Origin of the sequence: Terriglobus roseus DSM 18391, from assembly GCF_000265425.1 — a bacterium.
In the GTDB taxonomy this organism is placed as follows: domain Bacteria; phylum Acidobacteriota; class Terriglobia; order Terriglobales; family Acidobacteriaceae; genus Terriglobus; species Terriglobus roseus.
On record NC_018014.1, the window covers coordinates 311,369 to 329,704 of the forward strand.

An 18,336-nucleotide genomic window follows, 5' to 3' on the forward strand; every position below is an offset into this window, starting at 1 on the left:
CGGCCGATCTCTCGGCCAGTTCGATCTGGAGTCACAGGCTGCTAGCCGCGACGTTCCGCAGCTACGCGAATGCTCACCGCTAGAATACCCGCCAGCGGACCGAGTCGGAATTACCGACCGGGAGATCGTGGCCGGTAAGATCTTCCAAACCCGAGCCGGCTGAGGTCTCCAGGGGGTCGCGGCGGGTCCTGGCAACGATTCCCATCCGCCGCTTCCCGTTGAGAATATGCGGTTTGCCGTCTGTCGGATCGTCTGATTCTGCTACGCCCGGCGGGCCGCGGCGTAAATATTGGCGATGTGCTGCATATCGCGCAGGCCCTCTTCGCCGTTGGGACCGGGTTCCTTGTCCTCCAAAATGCAGCGGGAGAAGTAGTCGCTTTCGACGGCGAACTGTGCGGGATCCTTGCTGTTGTCGGCCTGCGTCTCTTCCTGGCGGCCGGGGCCGGCGGGCAGCCTGTGCGTCACCGTCATGTGGATGCCTTCGTAGTTGAAGCCGAAGATCTCCATGGTGCCCTTGCTGCCGTGGATGCGCGTGACGCCCTCCATGTTGGCGCCGTAGGTGGTGTTGCAGACGGCGATGACGCCGGAGGGGAACTTCATCGTCCAGCCCAGTGTCTCTTCGACGCCCTTGAAGCGCGGGTCCTGCGGGTCCGTGTACATGTAGGCGGAGATCTCTTTGGGTTCTTCGCCCAGGAGGAAGCGGCAGCCGTTGAGCGAGTAGATGCCCACATCCATCAGCGGACCGCCGCCGGCGAACTTGGCATCGCTGCGCCACTCGTTGGGGCCGATGTTGAAGCCGTTCGTGCTCTCCATGGCGTGAACCTTGCCGATGACGCCGTTCTTGATCATCGCCTTCGCCTGCAGGAAGGTGGATTGCAACTGGCAGCGGTAGGCGATCATCAGCTTGCGATTGGCCTTTTTACAGGCGGCGATCATGGCTTCGCAGTCCTTGGGTGTGTTCGCCATGGGCTTCTCGCAGAGCACGTGTTTGCCGGCCTGGGCGGCGCGGATGGTGTACTCCGCGTGCATGTTGTTTGGCAGGCCGATGTAGACGGCGTCGATCTCGGGATTGTTCTTGATGTTGTCGAAGTTTTCGTAGGTGTAGATGTTGCCTTCCGGGACGCCGTACTCCGCGGCGTACTTGTGCGCCTTGTCCGGGTGGCCGCTGACGAGACCGGTGATGGTGCCGAGTTGGCTCATCCGGGTGCCGGGCATGAAGTGCTGCAGCGAGATGCGGCCAAGGCCGATGGCGGCGTAGCGAATCTTCTTCGTGGGCGCGGCGGCCTGCGCCAGGAGCGATGCGGGCAGCGTGGTGGCAGCGGCGGTTGCGGCGGCAAGACGGGCAAAGTCACGGCGATTCAGCATGGCGAAAGGGATCTCCCTGAGGTGCGCACCAGTCTAGCGCAGGGTTTCTTCGACTCGCAAAGTAATGCGTGGCCCGGCGGGTTAGTAGTGCGGTGGTTTTTCGTTGCCGCGGTCGAGCGTGGGGTCGTCGGCGTCGGCCTGCGCACTGGGGTTTGCGAGCGGGTTCAGCGTGAGATTGAAGATGAGGCCGAAGGGATCGCGCAGGTAGCAGCGCGGGATGGTGGGGTCTTCCAGGATGAGGGTGCAGCCGTGGTCGAGCAGATCGCGGCGTGTGGTGTCGAAGTCGTCCGTGAGGAATTCAAGGACGGGGCCGAGCGGGTCGGCGTCTTCCAGGAAGAGGCGGAAGCTGCCGGCTTCCAGGCCGACGAGCGCGGGCGTGTTGAGGAAGACCTCAAGGCCGAGGACGTCGCGGTAGAAGTCTGTGGCCTGTTGCAGATGCGGCGTCTGCAGAAGGATGTCGCGGGTGGTGGCCATAGAACCAATCTTACTTGCGCGGGTTTGGCGAAAGTGGCGACTGCTCGTGGACCGGAAGGGCACAGCTTTAGCTGTGCCAATGGACCTTGTTATCGAAGGAGCGGCTTTAGCCGCTGAGGTTTAGCTTTTCCTCGCATTCGTACCGCGCATCGGCAAGAGCTAAACCTTAGGGGCTAAAGCCCAACCATAGGTTGAGGCGTTATTGGCACAGCTAAAGCTGTGCCCTTCCGATCAATCCGAATTTGTGGCGTCATTAGTTTCCTGCGGGCGGCGTTGCCGCCGGCGCACTCGGCACCGCTGCCGCAGGCGGTGCCACGACCTTCAGCGCAAGCCGCGGGAAGATGAAGGAGCCCGAAGCATCATCGATCACGTTGACCTGGCAGATGTAGGTGCCGGGTTTGAGCTGGGCGAGAGGCACGTCGAAGTTGAAGGCGACGGCGCCGCGGTCGGGTTCGTTGAGCACGTCGGTAGAGACGATGGGTGTTTCGAGGACTTTTGCGCCGTTCTGCAGGAACTCGATGGAGGTAAGTACGCGGATGCCGCCGGCCGCTGGGCGCGCCTTCAGACCGCTCTGTTGGGCGGCTGCCTGCGTGTTCGCCTGCGCTGCCGCTGCGGCGGTCTCTTTCGCCGGATCGTAGAGTTCGTAGAGCAGGTAGAGGTGCGCGTCCTGGCGGAAGACGTGCGGCACGTTGGGAACGAACTGCTGGCCGTCCTGGATGAGCGGGTTCACCGGCTGCTGCATGCCCGGGGGCATGGGGCCGGGACGGCGTGGCTGCTGTGCGGCGGGTGTGCGCTGCGAACTGACGACGACGCTGGAGAGCTTCATAGGCTGCTTCTTCTGGTCCGGGACGACCAGGTCGGTTTCGAAGGAGCCCATGTTGCCCGTCTCGTTCTCGCGGGCGACAAACTTCACGTGATAGTGGCCGGGTGCGAGTGAGAAGCCGGTGCTGTATTGGATGTTGCGGCGGGCCGCGCCAACGTTGCCGTCGACGGCGAGCTTGAGCGTGTCGCGTACATTGCCCACGGCGATGCCCTGCGCGTTCTTGACCTGTGCGATGACGTCGAGCGTGGCCTTGTCCTGATCCTTCGCCTTGACGAAGGGGATCTGCGAGCCGGGCACGATGAGCGACATGGGCACGTAGTACAGGTTCGGATTCTCGCGGAAGTAGAAGGCTTCGAGATACATGGAGATGTCGACGGCGGGCAGGTCGCTCTTGAGCTGCTCGTTCAGCGCGAGTTCGCGGTCTTCGGTCTTCTGGTGCTGGAAGTCTGCGGGGGCGTAGTAGCCGGGGCGGAACTCCAGCCTGGCGTCCTGCCGGTTCAGCTTCACGGTCAGGTGACGGAAGGTGCCGTCGCGTTTGGTGTCGGTAGAGCGGAAACCGAGGATGTAATAGGCCTCGGTGTCGTGCTGGATGGCCTGAAAGGCGGGGCCGAAGTCGTTGCTGTCCGAGAAGAACTTGCCGCCGGTATCGGAGGCGAGCGTGCCCAGCGTCTCCTGCGATGCGAAGTTGGAGTCGAGACGTGACTGCATGGCGCGGCCGCTGTAGGCAGAGGTGCCACGCAGCGATCCAGAGGAGGCGTCGCCGAGTGGCGAGAGCGCTTCGAGGCCGCGCGTGTCGACCGTGTAAATGGCCATGTTGGCCTTCACCGCTTCGTTGGTCGCCGCGCGCATGCTGGCCTGGTTCTCAATACCGTTGCGTGCTAGTCCGCCGGAGAAGTAGAGCATGCTCTTGCGCTGGTCGAGCCGTTCGAGCGACTTCGCGATGGACTGGATGGCGTAGAGCTGGCGATCAGTGTTGAGGTTGTTGTATTCGGTATCGTCCGCGCTGAAGCCGGTGGTGTCTTCACTGGTCACATCCGTGGTGGATGTTGCGCCCGCGGCGAAGGCTCCGGCTTCATTGCTGCCGTTGTACTTGTCTACGGCGCGGAGCAGATCGGCCTTATTCGCGGTGAAGTCGTGGTCGAGCGTGAGTGCCGTGCTGAGGCTGGCGACTGCGACAAGGTCTGCGGGGGCCATCTTGTTCTTGATGTAGTCCTGCGCGGCAGCGACGGCGCGGTCGATGTCCTCGTCCTGCATGCTGGAGAGGTCGAAGAAGAGCACGATGAGGCGGTGGTCGCGTAACTGTTTCGCGTCGGCGCCCATGCTGCGGTCGAGGATCTGCGCGATGGTGGGTGAGGTGCCGCTGACGGTGGTTTCGTTGAGGCGTGCGGCGGCATCGACGGTCTGGAAGTCGAACGAAGTGATCTTCTGCGGCTTGTTGTTTTCAAGGATGGTGAAGTCCGTGGCCTTGAGGTCGCGGATGACGTTGCCGGTCTTCTTGTCACGCACGACGACGTTGGTGAGGACGAGCTGCGTGTTGACGCGCAGGGTGAAGCTGTTCGACGTGGTGTTGCCCACCTGCTGGATGGTGGTGCCGGTGGATGCGGGCGCGCCGGGAGCGGGTGTGGGTGCCTGTTGCATGGGCGTGTTCAGTTGCACGGGCGGTTGCGTCGTCTGTTGCGCGGGCTGTTGTTGCGCATAGCTCTGCGGAGCTGCCATCAGGGCGCAAAGAGCGAGCGCGCACGCGCGAGAGGATCGGGAGAAAAAAGAACGGGAGAAAGCAGTGGGCTTCAGCCCACTGAAACTGGCCGCCGTTCGAGCGCCCTTTAGGGCCGGAGATTGTTGCGAGGAAAGACCAGGGCTAAAGCCCCTCTTCCGGCATGGCTGATTCAGCGGGCTAAAGCCCGCTGCCTTCTCCGGGCAAGATCCGCGCTCAAACTGTGCCAGGCCTTCTGCGGTCGCTGCGGCGTTACGCGCTTGAGGCTCTTTAGAAGTTTTCATTAGAACCTGTACCTCGCCTGGAAGCTGAGTTTGCGCGGTGCGGCGGCGCCGGTGATCTGGCCGAAGGTGGACGAGTTGAGCACGGTGTTTACACCGCTGTACTGCACGGTGTTGAAGACGTTTGACGCGGTGACGCGCGCCTCGAAGTTGCGCAGATCACCCAGCGCAATTGATCGCGAGAGCGACATGTCGTTGCTGATGGTGCCGGGCAGTTCGATGCTGTTGCGTGAGGCTGTGCCGAAGACGGCTGCGGCCGATGGCGACGCGAAGGCCGCCGTGTTAAACCAGCTCCGCAGATTGCCTGCGCCCGCGATGGGCTGCGAGAAGACACGGTCCGGGCGCAGTGTGTAGTTGTTGCCGGTGGCGGCCTGTGCGATGGAGTTCTGGTACTGCGGCGTGGCGTAGGTGCCGGTGGCAAAGGTGAAGTTGCCGCTGATGCTGAAGCCGTCCATCACGCGCGACAGTCTGCCGCCGTTGCTCAGGAAGGCGCGATTGGGACCGAAGGGCAGCTCGAAGACGTAGTTGCCGGTGACCTTGTGGCGCACGTCGAAGGTGCTGTTGCCAAACTCAAGATCGATGCGCGCATCGTTCTGCACGATGGTGTTGTTGCCTGCGCCGCCGATAGAACTGGCGTTGTCGATGGAGTGGCCGTACTGGTACGTCGCCTGGAGCGAGACACCCTTCTGCAGCCGCTTGCGCAGGTTGACGCTGAGCGAATGAAAGCGCGATTCGCCAATGGAGTCTTCATAGACGATCGACTGTGCGTTGCTGAGGACGGTGGTGGCGCTGCGGTTGGGTGCGCGGCGCAGATCGAGGCTGCTGCCGAAGGAGCCGTTGTAGCCAACGTTGGCGACGATGCCCAAGGGCAGCGTGCGCTGGATGTCCATGTTGATGGCCTGCACGCGACCCAGGCGGTAGGCGCGATTGATGGCGAAGGTGTTCTGCAGCACGGTGCTGCTGGTGCAGTTGAAGGCGTTGGTCAGCGTGAAGTTATTCGCAACGGTGGTGCCGGTCGTCGTCAGCGTGCCGCAGCCCTGCGTTGCGGCGACGTTGTTCTGCGTGACGGCAAAGGGCTGCTGGTACGCCAGCGAGTTGGCGAAGCTGCTGTACTGGCCCGTGTTGAAGTTAATGCCGTAGCCCGCGCGGATGACGGTGTTCTTCGTCCACTTGGGGCGCCATGCAATTCCCAGGCGCGGCGAAAGGAGCGAGCGGTCCGGCTGCACGAGTGAGCGGGGAAACGCGCCGCTGTAGGTGCCGGGAACGCCGGGTGTGACGCGGGAGAAGGCGGTGAAGTCGGCGTTGTGGTCGAGGTTGACGAGGCGGTTGTTCTGCTCGACGTAGGGCGAGAAATACTCATACCGCAGGCCGGCGTTCAGCGTGATGTTGCTGGAGACGCGGAAGTCGTCGTTGGCGTAGCCGTCATAGACCCACTCGCGCAGGTAGATCTTCTGCGCGCCGGTCTGGATGTTGGAGTTCTGCGGCGCGCCCAGCAGGAAGTCGGCGAAGGACGATCCGCTGACGGCGGCGCTGGTGCTGCTGCCCGCTGCAGGATTCTTTGTGGCGTAGCCCGTGAAGGTGAACTGGCCCAGGCTGTTGCTGCCGGAGATCAGGTCGTTGTGCGCGCGGCGCAGATCGAAGCCGAAACGGAAGTTATGTTTGCCCTTGCGCCAGCTCACCACGTCGCTAAGGCTGAAGGTCTGCTGCAGGCGGTTGGCGGGTTGCGTGTCCGTTACGGAGGTGAAGTTGTTGAGCGTGATGCTCGGCACACCGTTGTACAGGCCTGCCTGTGCCGGGATCGGCTTGGGAATGTTGATGCCGGCGGCCAGCGCAGGGTCGACCTGTCCGTAGGTGAAGTTGTTGGTGGTGATCGCGTGCGCGCGGTTCCAGCCAAGGGTGAAGCTGTTGCTCAGGCGGCCGTAGCTCAGCTGATATCCAGCGGTAAGGTTGTAGCCGTTGCTCTGCGTCTTGCCGTCGAGTGCGGACATCAGGCCACGCAGGTCGCTGGCGGAGTGCGAGTACGAGTAGTTCGCGCTCATGTTCTGGCGCAGGACTTTTACAGTCTGCTGGCCTTGACCGCGCTGGCCGCCACCGCCGCGACCTCCACCACCACGTCCACCACCGCCACCAAAGCCCTGGCCCGCGGACGCTCCAAAGGCACGCGTGAAGCGAGCGGAGATCTGGGTGTTGTTCGATCCGGCCGTGGTGATGCGCTGGTAGTTGTAGTTCTCGGCGGTGCTGCCGGTACCCGTGTTGGGCGTGGGGATGTACTGCAGCAGCGCCTGCGCCTGTGCGCTGAGTGGCGTCGTGATGACGTTGCAGCCGGGGTTCAAGTAACTGGAGCAGTCGCCATAGGTGGTGCCGGTTGCCGGGTTGTAGAGCAGCACAGGGGCGACGGCGCCATTGGTCGTCTGTGTCAGGCCGTTGAAGTTGCCGGTGCGCTGCTGCAGCGTGGGTACCGTTGCGTAGATGTTGACGGGATTGTCGTTGCGCTGGCCGGTCCAGTTCAGGAAGAGATTCTGCTTGGTGTTGGGTTTGGTGAGGCCCGGGATGAAGGGGGAGCCGTTCAGCGCGATGCCGTAGCGGTTGGTGCTGTAACCCGGCTTCAGGGCATTGCCGGTGAGCGAGAATTGCGTGGCGTCCAGCGCACCGTTGCCGGCCATGTAGTAGACGTTGCCGTGGATCGCCGAGGGGTTGAAGTTACGAAAGCCACCTCCACCGCGCCCACCAAAACCACCGCCGCCAAAACCCCCAAAGCCACCGGGCCCACCCCCGAAACCTCCGGGCCCTCCCGGACCGCCTCCCGGTCCACCGAAGCCGCCGGGACCGCCCGTAGCCATCCCGCCGATGAGGCTGACGATGGAGTTGGCGACGTCCGCCTGTGCGCCGCCGTTGCGTTGCGCGTCGGCGATGGCGGACTGGATGCGATTGCGCAGATCGTCTTCGTTGAAGCCGGCGAGGCCGTTGATCTGGCCGCCCTGGCCGCTGATGGCGACCGAGTCCGATCCGCTGCTGTCTGCGCCACCGAGAGAAGCCATGGTGGGCAGTGCGGTAGTCTCCGCGCCCGCGCCGCTCGATGCGTCGCTGGTGTTGGCATCGCCGCCGGCACTGGCGCGCAGAGCCTGCAGGCCTCGACCGAGCGTCTGTGCGCTGATGCCTGCGAGAGCCGTATCAGCGCTGCCGGAAGCCGCGGCGCGTGCGGCTGCGCGAGAGGCCAGCTCCAGTGCAAACTCTGCCTTGCCTTCGTGCTGCGAGGCGTTCAGCAGAACCTCTGCGGTGGCGGGCGCGAAGGCAGCGAACTCTGCCCGCAATACGTAGCGGCCATTGCGCGGGATGGTCATGCGGAAGTTGCCGGCGACGTCTGTTGCTGCGGTGTACTTCTTACCGGTAAGTGTGTTGGTCGCGGTGATCGTGACGCCCGGCAGCGGTGTGCCTGCGGGCTTCTTGCCGCTGTTGTCTGCGGCGGTCATGCTGGCCACGGTTCCGGTAATCGTGCCGCCCTGGACCTCAGCGGGTGCAGGCGTTGCAGTGGCAACCGGCGCTGCGTCAGTGGGTGGCGTGGCCTGCGCGTGCAGCATCGTCGCGGAGAAGATGGCGCCACCCATCAGGGGGGCCGACAGAGAAAGACGCTGCCATGTACGGCGTGCGCGCAAAAGGGAACCTCACAGGAATTTGGAGCCGTGCCGTTTTCTGTAGAGTACAGACGCGGGCGACATCGTGTTTGTTTCGGTAGAAATGGTTAAGAGAAGTAACTGCCTTTTACGTAAACGACACTTACAAAATCCCGTCCTAGGAAATTCATCTTGGATCGTGCAAAGAAGCTGCCGCCCATCTTCCTGCTGGGCCTGACGAACTCGACTTACGGCATGTGCGGCAGTTTTGCCTGCGTCGTATTGCCAGAGATGCTGGCGGCGCAGGGTGTCTCCGGCGGCCGCATCGGCGCCATTGTGGCGTGGATCCTGCTTGCACTGGTATGGAGCTTCTTTCTTTCGCCCATGCTGGATGTCCGGTTCAGCCGCAGAAGTTATGCGCTGGCGTGCGCGGTCGTTGCCTCCGGCGGCGTTGCACTTACGGTCATGCACCATGGCAATCCGTTGTTTGCCGAGGCGGTGATGGTGGTAAGTTACGCCGCTGCCAGTCTGTTGCAGGCGGCCGTGGGCGGATGGATGGGATCACTGATCCCCAAGAAGGACGAAGCAAAACTGGGCGCATGGTTTGCCATTGGGAACACGGGCGCAGGCGGCGTGATGATCCTGCTGGGTGGCGACCTTGTCTTTCGACTGCGGCCTGCGGCAGCCGCGGCAGCACTGGCCGGCATGATGATGCTGCCAACTCTCATTTACCTGATCGTGCCTGCACCAGGACCGGATCGACGGCTGGCGAGTGAGAGCTTCCGGCAGTTCTTCGCGGAGATCTTCGCACTGCTTCGCCGCCGTACGGTGCTGATTGTGCTGGTGCTCTTGTTCATGCCTGCGGCATCGTTTGCGCTGTGCAACATTCTTGCGGGAGTGGGCGGGGACTTTCACGCGAGCCCCAGTTTGATCAACTTCTCCTGCGGCATTGGCCTGATGCTGGCGGGACTTGCGGGCAGCCTGGCCGTGCCGGTGATCGCGCGGCGTCTGCCGCTGAAGTGGCTCTACCTTGCCATTGGCGTTGTGGGTGCCATCTTCACGGTGGGCGTGTGGGCATTGCCGCGATTGCCGTGGGTCTTTGCTGTTGCGATGATTGGCGAGAACGTCTTTCAGGCCGCCGCCTTCTCCGTTGAGGCAGGCATCGCGTTCGAGAGCATCGGTCGAGATAATCCGCTGGCGAGTACGCAATTCTCGTTACTGATGGCAGCCAGCGGTTTGCCCATTACTTACATGGGTTTGATTGATTCGCATATCTACGATCTGCATGGTCTGAACGGCGCCATGCTGGCGGATGCCGGGATCAGTGTTGCGGTGTGCGTGGCGCTGGGGGCCTGGCTGGTGTGGCTGCGCGGACGGTCACGAACGATCGCGTAAAGCCTACGTCTCAGAAGCAAGACGTGGGGCACCCGCTTTTCTGATCGACTTACTGCGGAGGCGCTCCGGCAGGTCCGCCTGGGCCGCGACGCTGTCCGAAGGGACGATCCTGCACGCGCAGATCGGTCGGCACAAAGACGCCACCCTTGATCGAACCGATACCCACAATGCTGTCGCCAACCTTCACATCGGCCAGTGTGATGGCTTCGCCGCCCTCTACGGGTGGAGCGCCTGCGGGTGGCGCGCCAGCGCCCTGGCCGCCGCGACGACCGCCGCCTCCCATGCCCATACCGCCGCCCATCATGCCGGCGTCCACACCCATGGCGCGCATGGCGTCCGGGTTCATGCGACCGCCCTTGTGCAGCGAAGTCGTCTCGTCCAGGTTGATGGTCTGCGAGATCTTGTCCGTGCGCATGACGGTGACCTTCGTATCGTCGATGGAAACAACGCGACCGATGATGTACGTCCTGCCCATGTCGGCCCTGGCCTTGGCGACGTCGGCTGCGCTGACGTCCATGACCACGACAGCGTGCAGTTCGTGCTTTTCAGCGTCGGGCAGGCCCATGGCAATGAGTTCATCGCCGGCCTGCACGCTGCCGATGGGTGTGACCTGCTGCGACCGCATGACGCGTGTGTTGTCCGTAGTGATGACGGTCCAGGTGGTGCCGCTCTCGTCCTTGATGGTGACGCTCGTGCCGCTGACCGCCGTGACGGTGCCTCGCAGACCGGTTCCGCGGCGTTGTCCGCCGGGACCACCCGGGCCGCGACGCTGCGCACTGGTCTGTGCGTCGTCCTGCGGCTGCTGATCGCCGCCACTGGTTGCGTTCTGCGCCAGCAGCGGCAGCGTGGCAGGGGACAGCAGGGCACAGCACAGAACGGCAGACTTCCAGAGGTTGCGGCTCATGGGACTTATCCTTTCGCGTATCAACGCGTGCTAGTTCAGACGCACTTTTCCGCGTAAAGACGCGCCGCGCGATCCGGAATTGATAAAACATTCCAACGCGCGACGCAGGGCCGGCGCGGAGGCATGCGGGCCGCTGATACACTCGCTCCACTTGCGCCCGCGTGGCGCAGGAATGTCGATACACCGAGTGAATCCGAACGATGGCCACAACCAGCGCACCACCGCCACAGACCCCAGCCTTTCGACCGTTTGTTCCCGCGCAGGAATCGCGGCCGGAACTTACGGTGCGCGCCGTCCTGATTGGCGCGCTCTTCGGCATCCTGTTTGGAGCGGTGACGGTTTACGTGGGCCTGAAGGCCGGCCTGACGGTGGCGGCGTCCATCCCGATCTCCGTGCTGTCGATCTCGATCCTGCGCGTGCTGGGTCGGTCGTCGATCCTGGAAAACAACATCGTGCAGACGACCGGCAATGCCGGCCAGTCGATCGCCAGCGGCGTCATCTTCACGCTGCCCGCCTTGATCTTCCTGGGGTTTGACCTGGAGTATGCGCGCATCTTTGCGCTGGCGCTCTTTGGCGGATGGATCGGTGTGCTGTTCATGATTCCACTGCGACGACAGTTAATCGTCGAAGAGCATGGGACGCTGCTGTATCCCGAAGGCACAGCGTGCGCGGATGTTCTGATCGCGGGCGAGCGTGGCGGATCGTTTGCTTCACGAATCTTCCTGGGCATGGGCCTTGGATCGCTCTACACACTCTTTCAGAATGAGAACCTCTTCAAGCTGTGGCCGGGTACGCCCACGAAGAACTTCGACATCGGCGAGCAGCACCTGTTGAAGGGCGGTTCGATTCGCGTCGACGCGACGTCGGAGTACCTGGGCGTGGGTTACATCATTGGACCGAAGATCGCGGGCATCATGCTGGCGGGCGGCGTCTTTAGCTGGCTGGTGCTGATGCCTGCGATTTACTTCTTCGGGTCGCACCTGAGTGCGCCGCTCTATCCCGGCACCGTTCCGATTCATGACATGAGCCCGAGCGATCTCTGGCGCACGTACATCCGTCCCATGGGAGCGGGCGCTGTCGCTGCTGCGGGCTGCCTGACACTGCTGCGCACGCTGCCGACGATCGTAAGCGCGGTGACCGGATCGCTGCGCGCGAAAAAGAATGCGGCGACCACTACCGGCAATACAACCGATAAGGTCGCGCGCACCGCGCATGATCTGCCGAACAGCTTTGTCTACGGCGGGTCGGTGCTGATCGTCATCATCATGTGGGCCTTCCTCTACTTCAAGCCGGTGCCCGGTGCGCAGGTGGGAGCGCTGGCGAATCTCGCCGCAGCACTGCTGATCGTTGTCTTTGGCTTCCTCTTCGTCACCGTCAGCGCACGCATCGTGGGCATTGTGGGTTCGTCCGCGTCGCCGGTCAGCGGCATGACCATTGCAACGCTGATGGCGACGGCCGCGATCTTCCTGGTGCAGGGCTGGACGGCGCCTGCATTCGGTGCGCTGGCCATCACAATTGGCGGCGTGGTCTGCATTGCAGCAAGTAACGCGGGCGATACCGCGCAGGATCTGAAGACGGGTTACATCATCGGCGCAACGCCGTGGAAGACACAGCTCGCCGTGATGATTGGCGTAGTGGTCTCGACCTTCGTCATCGGCCTTACGCTGAGCGCGATGAACAAGGCCTTCGAGAGCTTCCGGCCCATGCCCACGTCCGCGACGTACAGCTTGTCGGCATTGCCCGAGGGGCTGCAGGATAAGGGAGTCTTCACACGTCCTCACATCAGCGTGGTCGATCCGAAGGACAGCACCAACAAGCAGGAGATTACCGACGCCACACGGTACGAACTGATCAACGCCATCGGCTCGTCCCAGTTGGAAGATGGAAAGTACCTGCTGAACCGGCAGACGGGCAAGCTTGAGATCCAGTGGGTGCAGGGCATTGGCAGCGAGAAGGTGGCGGCGCCACAGGGCCGCCTGATGGCGACGGTCATCAACGGCATCCTGTCGCGTAAGCTGCCTTGGTCGCTGGTGCTGCTTGGCGTGGCGCTGGTGCTGGCAGTGGAACTGATGGGCGTGCGTTCGCTGACGCTGGCCGTGGGCGCGTACCTGTCCGTCGCGACGACGCTGGCGATCTTCGTCGGCAGCGTGATTCGTTGGATGGCCGATGCAGCCGTTGCAAAGGCCCGTGCACGCGACCGCGCCATACGCACGCAGCTAGCCTCAGAGGCCCTGGCACAGGCACCGCCGGGAGCGGTGGTTGCGGTGCTGAGCGAAGAGGAGTTACTCCGTGGTGATGCGTCGGGTCTGCTGCAGGGCGGAGGATTCACGAACGATGGGGCGCAGGCGGCGCTGACCAACAACGACCCACTCACCGACCTGGACAACGACGAGATCAGCCCCGGCTCGCTCTTCGCCAGCGGCTTGATCGCGGCAGGTGGCATCACCGGCCTGCTGGGCGTCGCGGTCGCAGCGATGGAGAGTATCTCGGAAGAACGCGGCGGCCACTGGCTCTTCCCACGCTTCAGCGATCACAACCCGCTCTATCACGATCCAATTGCGATCGGCATGTTCGCTCTGTTGGCGTTCTCGCTGTACTACTTCGCGCGCAAGCCGCTTGATCAATAGGGAAGACTCATTGTTCGCAACCCCGCGAAACACATCCGGAAGTCGCGTTCCATTTTGAACGGTGACGGGATGTGGCGCGGCGCCTGCTTATGAATTGTCTTTGACAGGCGGGGCGCGCCGCATACACTGCCGGTGCGGAGGGCTGCGGAATGTTGCGTCGTGTTCTGTTCGGACTGTTCTTGATTAGCTTTGCAGTGCCTGTTGTTCGGGCCGAAGCGCAGACGGTGCATGCTCCGGACGGCGGCTCGTTCGAACGTTTGCAGAGCATTGATGTCCCCGAGAAGCCAGGCGCACCCTTCCGCGCGACCGTCATTACGTCTTGGAAGCGGCGGCTGGAAGATGGTACTGAGTTCACGGTTTACAACCGGAGAACCATCGCTCGAGACAGCGTGGGGCACGTCTTTCAGGAGCGTCGCTACCTGAAGCCGAACGGCAACACGCAGACGACACCGGTAACGTCCTTGGAGTACTACGATCCTGTGCGGAATGAGATGACCCAATGCACGCCCGTTGCGGCGCGTTGCGTTGTGCAGCCGTGGCGAATGGACTCAGGCGGTGCGGCTTCGCTACCGGCCGTCACAGCGTTTGCCACGGGCGGCAAGATCACGCGCGAAAGCCTGGGCGAGAAGAGCATCGAAAACTTGCAGGTGACGGGATCGCGCGAGATTTCGACCATTCGTATGGGCCAGAGCGAGCCGACCATTAAGGAGTTTTGGTACGCGCCGCTGCTGGGTATCAACGTTGTCGTAAAGCGGTTTGAGCCGCGTGGTGGCGCGGAGAACTTTAGTGTGGAGCAGATAGACCGCAACGAACCGGATCCCAGACTTTTCCAGCCGCCGCAAGGATTTCAGATCGTGAACATGCCGGCTTCGACGCGTTACGTGATGTCGGGAGAGGTGACACCGACCACTGCGCGCTAGCGTGTCTGGACTCCATCGAAAAGGGCCTCGCCTCACCGACGAGGCCCTCTTCGTTTAGCGCGCTGCGAGCCAGTCTGCGAAGTGTGTCGTGCCCAGCATCGGGTTGCTGCGTGCTGGTACGAGTGACGTGTCGTCGACCGCTGCTCCGAAGTATGTCGCGCTCGCATCGGCCACGACAGTGCGAGTGTCGCCCTTGGACGCGAGCAGTTGTCCTGCGAAGGCGTCCATGGCGATGGCGTCTGGACCGGCGAGTTCGAGGATGGCGTTGGCAGGTTCGCTGAGTGCGATGCGGACGAGCGTTGCGGCCACGTCCTCTGCCGCGATGGGCTGCATCATGGCGTGCGGTAGATGCACTGCGCCGTTGACGGTGCCTCCGTCGGCGATCGCTCCCGCAAACTCAAAAAACTGCGTTGCGCGAACGACGGTATACGGCACGCCCGACGCTGCGATCGCCGCCTCCTGCGCGACCTTTGCGCGCATGTAGCCGCTGTCCGCGAGCTTCTCCGCGCCGACGACGGAGAGTGCCACGTGGTGCTTCACGCCGGTGCGAATCTCAGCGGGCAAGACGTTCCGTGCGGCGTCGAGGAAAAACGCCATCACCGCATCGTCCGCAAACGATGGGGAGTTGGTCACATCCACGACGACAGCAGCGCCCTGCAGTGCAGCCTCCACACCTTCGCCCGTCAGGATGTTCACGCCAGTCGAGGGCGATGCGACGACCGCCTCATGGCCCAACGCCTGCAGCCCCTGTACGACCTTCGACCCGATCAACCCGGTCCCACCCATCACGACAATCTTCATCTGGTTCCCCTTTGCACGTCGCATGAGGCGCAACGTGTTCTCTCTGCAAACGAGGACCGGATAACGATGCGATGTGTGACAGAATCTGCGAAAAGATTTCTTCGAGCCTAGAGCGTCGCTGCCAATGCACGCAGCTTTACGGGGCTCAGCGTGAAGTGGATCTGCTGGATGCCCGCAGTGGTGGCCTCAACGCTGATGAACGCTGCCAGCAAACCATCACGCAGAACGAGTGCCGAGCTTTGTCCGTTGCCCTGGCTCCAGCGGACCTCAGCGCCCACCCAGAAGCGCTCGTGGAATCCAGCGACGACCTGCGCAACGCGGGTGCGGCCAAGCAAGGGAACACGCGCTGCAGTGACGATGCCTCCACCGTCAGAGTAGGAGACAACATCCTCTGCCAGCAGGCGTTCCAGCGCCTCCACTTCGCCGCTCTGCGCTGCTGCGATAAAGCCGTGCAGAAGGCGGTCACGCTCCTCATTGCTGACGCTCGCATGCCGGCCGTTCGCAACGTGCTTCTGTGCGCGGGACGCTAGCTGACGTGCGTTGCCTTCGGTGGTGTCCAGCAGGTCGGCGATCTCTCGGTGCGAGTAGGCGAAGGCCTCGCGCAACACATACGCGGCGCGCTCCACAGGGTTCAGCTTTTCGAGCAGCAGCAGGACGGCGATGCTGAGCGCTTCGCCGCGTTCTGCGCCAAGATACGGATCTGCGCTGGTATCCACCGGCTCCGGCAGCCAGGGGCCGATGTAGGTCTCACGCTGAGCACGGGCGGACTGCGCCACATTCAGCGCGAGGCGTGTGGTCGTCGTGACCAGAAATGCGGTGGGATCTTTTACGGCATTGCGATCAGTCGTCTGCCAGCGAAGCCACGCGTCCTGCACGACATCCTCAGCCTCGGCGGCCGTTCCCAGCACGCGATACGCAACACCGAACAGGCGCGGGCGTGTGCGCTGGAAGACATCGACTGCGTTCTGGAGAGAGGCTTCGTGGCTGTCCACGGCAGACCTAGCGGCGCACCATCAGGAACGCGGCAAGCGCACCGACCATGCCGAGCACGATCAACCCCAGCAGACCGCCGATGTAATACGCCATGTTGCGCTCGCCCTTGGGACCCGGCTGCGTGATGCCGAAGGTGTTGATGAATGCGCGCGCGATCATTAGCAGGAAGCCCATGGGTGTCCCTAGTGTGACACGCTCCCGGCGGAAGCGAAGTTAAACCGGCTGCTTTGCCGCGGCTTCCGGCTTTGCAAGGTCGCAGGCGCGCCACAGGTACCAGCTTGCAACCGAGCACCATGGGTGCCACTTCTTCGCGCGCTTCTCCATCTCGGCGGGCTTGGGCAGATCGCCAGGAGCGACCTTGTCCGTCGGCTTCAGCTTGCCAAAGGTGAGCGCGAAGCCCTTGCGCACACCGTAGTCGCTGGTAGGGAAGACGTCCGGCCGGCCCAGGCGGAAGATCAGCATCATCTCCACGGTCCACCGGCCGATACCGCGCACCTGCGTCAGGTGTTCGATGATGGCCTCGTCCGTCATCCGTCGGATCTTCGGGAGTGACGGCACCGTGCCGTCGATGGTCTTTGCGGCGAGGTCGCGCAGCGCGAGCGTCTTGTTGGCAGAGAGCCCGGCCGCACGCAGTTGCGCTGTGGGGCAATCCAGCAGGTGCTGCGGCGAGGGATGCTCGCCGATGCCGGCGACCTCGGCGAAGCCCTCAATCATGCGCTGGTGAATGGCCGCTGCTGCCTTGCCGTGGAGCTGCTGGTAGATGATCGACTCCGCCAGCGACTCAAAGGGAGAGAGCGACCCGGAGATCCGCAGCCGCAGCGGTCCGGCCCGCTCGATCAGCCGCGCCAGCTTCGGGTCGGCAGCGGAGAGTGCCGCGATGGCCTCTTCGGCGTCGTAGGGCGGCTTGAGGGTGGCGGTGGCACGCGGCATGGTGTCGAGTCTCACACACTGGGGCGACCGAACAGAAGCGTCATCGGCAATTGCGTCGACGAGGTACCGGAACTGCCTCCTCGCCGGCCCGGAAGGCGCGTGACCTAGCCGACATTGCGCGATAAGCGGCGCCTCAGAACTCGGACCAAAGTAGCCGGAATTTACAGGGGTGATCCCCCCGCGAGAAAGTAGATGTTGTGGTGTCCCTCCACCTTCTCCCGCTGATGCGCCAGATGTTGTGCCCGGGCCCACCGATCGCAAGTTCGATTATCGAAGTCGTACCAAGGAAAGTGACTTGGGCAGTAACTGACGCGGCCTTTTGACGTTGTCCGCACTGCTATAGTTTTTCTAGAAATCCGACTTAGACTCCGCCCGTACCGGAAGGTATCGAGGCCAGGACAGGGAGGGCCATCACGGCTCTTCCCGGGGTGTTTTGAAGAATTCTGGACAGCGTTCCCCGCCGGGCGAACGATTCCGGACGGACTAGAGGAAGCAGGACGCACTCATGGCGCAAGTTTTTGACCGCAGTTCGAACGCTCTGGCCCGCGCCGCACTGGTGCTTACGGGCCTGATCGTGGTCGCACTGGGCGTGGCGTTGAACCAGTTGCAGCGCTCCCCTTGGGTTACCAAGCAGGGACAGCGCGCCGACCAGCCGGTGCCGTTTTCGCACCGCCACCACGTTGAGGGTCTTGGCATTCAGTGCCAGTACTGTCACGTCTCGGTGGAGAAGTCGGCCTACGCGGGTATCCCGCCGACCAAGACCTGCATGAACTGCCACGCAGAGATCTGGACCAATGCGCAGATGCTGGAGCCGGTTCGCAAGAGTTGGGCAACGGGCGAGTCGATCAAGTGGATCCGCATCCACGATCTGCCGGACTACGTGTACTTCAACCACGAGATTCACGTGAACAAGGGCATCGGTTGCGCAAGCTGCCATGGCCGTGTCGACGAGATGCCCATCATGTACGCGGAGAACTCGCTACAGATGGAGTGGTGCCTCAACTGCCATCGTGACCCGGTGAAGAACCTGCGTCCGACCAGCGAGATCTACAATATGGCGTGGTCTGGTGCTTCCAGCAACAAGCCGGTATGGTGCGCAGAAACGGGCAAGCTGGCTCCCACGGCACAGGCTGTCACCTGCACCACCAAGGATCCGGGCGCGGCAAATCCGCAACTGGCCTTCCTGCAGACGGGTGCCTCCCAGGAGCGTACGTCGCTGGGTGGAGCGCAGACAGGTATGTCGGGAGCCGGTATCTCGGGTTCGTCTGACAATCAGGCAGCGGGCGCTTCGGGCGTTCAGCTGCAGCCGCATGCACAGAACGGCGGCGGTCAGACCGTCTCCGACGTACCGCCCATGGCAATCCTGCCAGCCAGCTATCACAAGTTCACCTCGCAACAGGCGCTGGGAACCTACCTGGCGGATAAGTACCGCATTCGTACCCCGAATGAGCTGCAGAGCTGCGAGGTCTGCCACCGATGAGCACCTCGTACACGGAAA

13 protein-coding genes are annotated in these 18,336 nt (G+C 63.0%); 4 read left to right on the forward strand and 9 right to left on the reverse strand.

Annotation, left to right across the window (positions count from 1 at the left end):
- Positions 1-261: 261 nt before the first annotated feature.
- From TERRO_RS01330 to TERRO_RS01345, 4 genes are all read right to left on the reverse strand, one after another.
- Positions 262-1,365 (reverse strand): Gfo/Idh/MocA family protein, encoded by a 1,104-nt coding sequence (locus TERRO_RS01330; RefSeq protein WP_014784189.1) that lies wholly within the window; start codon positions 1,363-1,365, stop codon positions 262-264.
- Between the two features lie 81 nt (positions 1,366-1,446).
- Entirely contained in the window at positions 1,447-1,839 is a 393-nt protein-coding gene (locus TERRO_RS01335; RefSeq protein WP_014784190.1) for a VOC family protein, read from the reverse strand.
- Between the two features lie 253 nt (positions 1,840-2,092).
- The gene (locus tag TERRO_RS01340) at positions 2,093-4,378 is read right to left on the reverse strand and encodes a VWA domain-containing protein (RefSeq protein ID WP_245536183.1); all 2,286 of its coding nucleotides are present in this window, start codon (positions 4,376-4,378) and stop codon (positions 2,093-2,095) included.
- 281 nt (positions 4,379-4,659) lie between these two features.
- Positions 4,660-8,310 (reverse strand): TonB-dependent receptor, encoded by a 3,651-nt coding sequence (locus TERRO_RS01345; RefSeq protein ID WP_014784192.1) that lies wholly within the window; start codon positions 8,308-8,310, stop codon positions 4,660-4,662.
- A 150-nt stretch (positions 8,311-8,460) separates the two neighbouring features.
- Between TERRO_RS01345 and TERRO_RS01350 the strand changes: the two genes are divergently transcribed.
- On the forward strand, positions 8,461-9,663 hold the full coding sequence (locus TERRO_RS01350) for an MFS transporter (protein ID WP_014784193.1): 1,203 nt from the start codon (positions 8,461-8,463) through the stop codon (positions 9,661-9,663).
- A 49-nt stretch (positions 9,664-9,712) separates the two neighbouring features.
- Here the strand turns inward: TERRO_RS01350 and TERRO_RS01355 are convergent, their stop codons facing one another.
- A complete protein-coding gene (locus TERRO_RS01355) occupies positions 9,713-10,567 on the reverse strand; it encodes a hypothetical protein (RefSeq protein ID WP_014784194.1) in 855 nt (284 codons plus the stop codon).
- Positions 10,568-10,767: 200 nt separating this feature from the next.
- On the opposite strand from TERRO_RS01355, the gene TERRO_RS01360 reads away from it, so the two are divergent.
- Together TERRO_RS01360 and TERRO_RS01365 are read left to right on the forward strand one after the other, a co-directional pair.
- Positions 10,768-13,194 carry an OPT family oligopeptide transporter gene (locus TERRO_RS01360; RefSeq protein ID WP_014784195.1) on the forward strand — a complete coding sequence of 809 codons (2,427 nt, stop codon included), beginning with the start codon at positions 10,768-10,770 and terminating at the stop codon, positions 13,192-13,194.
- A 149-nt stretch (positions 13,195-13,343) separates the two neighbouring features.
- On the forward strand, positions 13,344-14,114 hold the full coding sequence (locus TERRO_RS01365) for a hypothetical protein (protein WP_014784196.1): 771 nt from the start codon (positions 13,344-13,346) through the stop codon (positions 14,112-14,114).
- A gap of 54 nt (positions 14,115-14,168) precedes the next feature.
- Here TERRO_RS01365 and TERRO_RS01370 read toward each other — a convergent pair whose 3' ends face one another.
- From TERRO_RS01370 to TERRO_RS01380, 4 genes are all read right to left on the reverse strand, one after another.
- Positions 14,169-14,915 (reverse strand): SDR family oxidoreductase, encoded by a 747-nt coding sequence (locus TERRO_RS01370; RefSeq protein ID WP_014784197.1) that lies wholly within the window; start codon positions 14,913-14,915, stop codon positions 14,169-14,171.
- 107 nt (positions 14,916-15,022) lie between these two features.
- Positions 15,023-15,907, reverse strand: a complete 885-nt coding sequence (locus TERRO_RS01375) for an RNA polymerase sigma-70 factor (protein ID WP_014784198.1) — start codon at positions 15,905-15,907, stop codon at positions 15,023-15,025.
- A gap of 7 nt (positions 15,908-15,914) precedes the next feature.
- Complete coding sequence (locus tag TERRO_RS22995) at positions 15,915-16,082, reverse strand: hypothetical protein (RefSeq protein ID WP_014784199.1); 168 nt, start codon at positions 16,080-16,082, stop codon at positions 15,915-15,917.
- 39 nt (positions 16,083-16,121) lie between these two features.
- Positions 16,122-16,838: a DNA-3-methyladenine glycosylase family protein gene (locus tag TERRO_RS01380; protein WP_014784200.1), complete on the reverse strand. Its 717-nt coding sequence runs from the start codon at positions 16,836-16,838 to the stop codon at positions 16,122-16,124.
- Between the two features lie 505 nt (positions 16,839-17,343).
- Between TERRO_RS01380 and TERRO_RS01385 the strand changes: the two genes are divergently transcribed.
- On the forward strand, positions 17,344-18,318 hold the full coding sequence (locus TERRO_RS01385; RefSeq protein ID WP_014784201.1) for a cytochrome c3 family protein: 975 nt from the start codon (positions 17,344-17,346) through the stop codon (positions 18,316-18,318).
- Positions 18,319-18,336 lie beyond the last annotated feature (18 nt).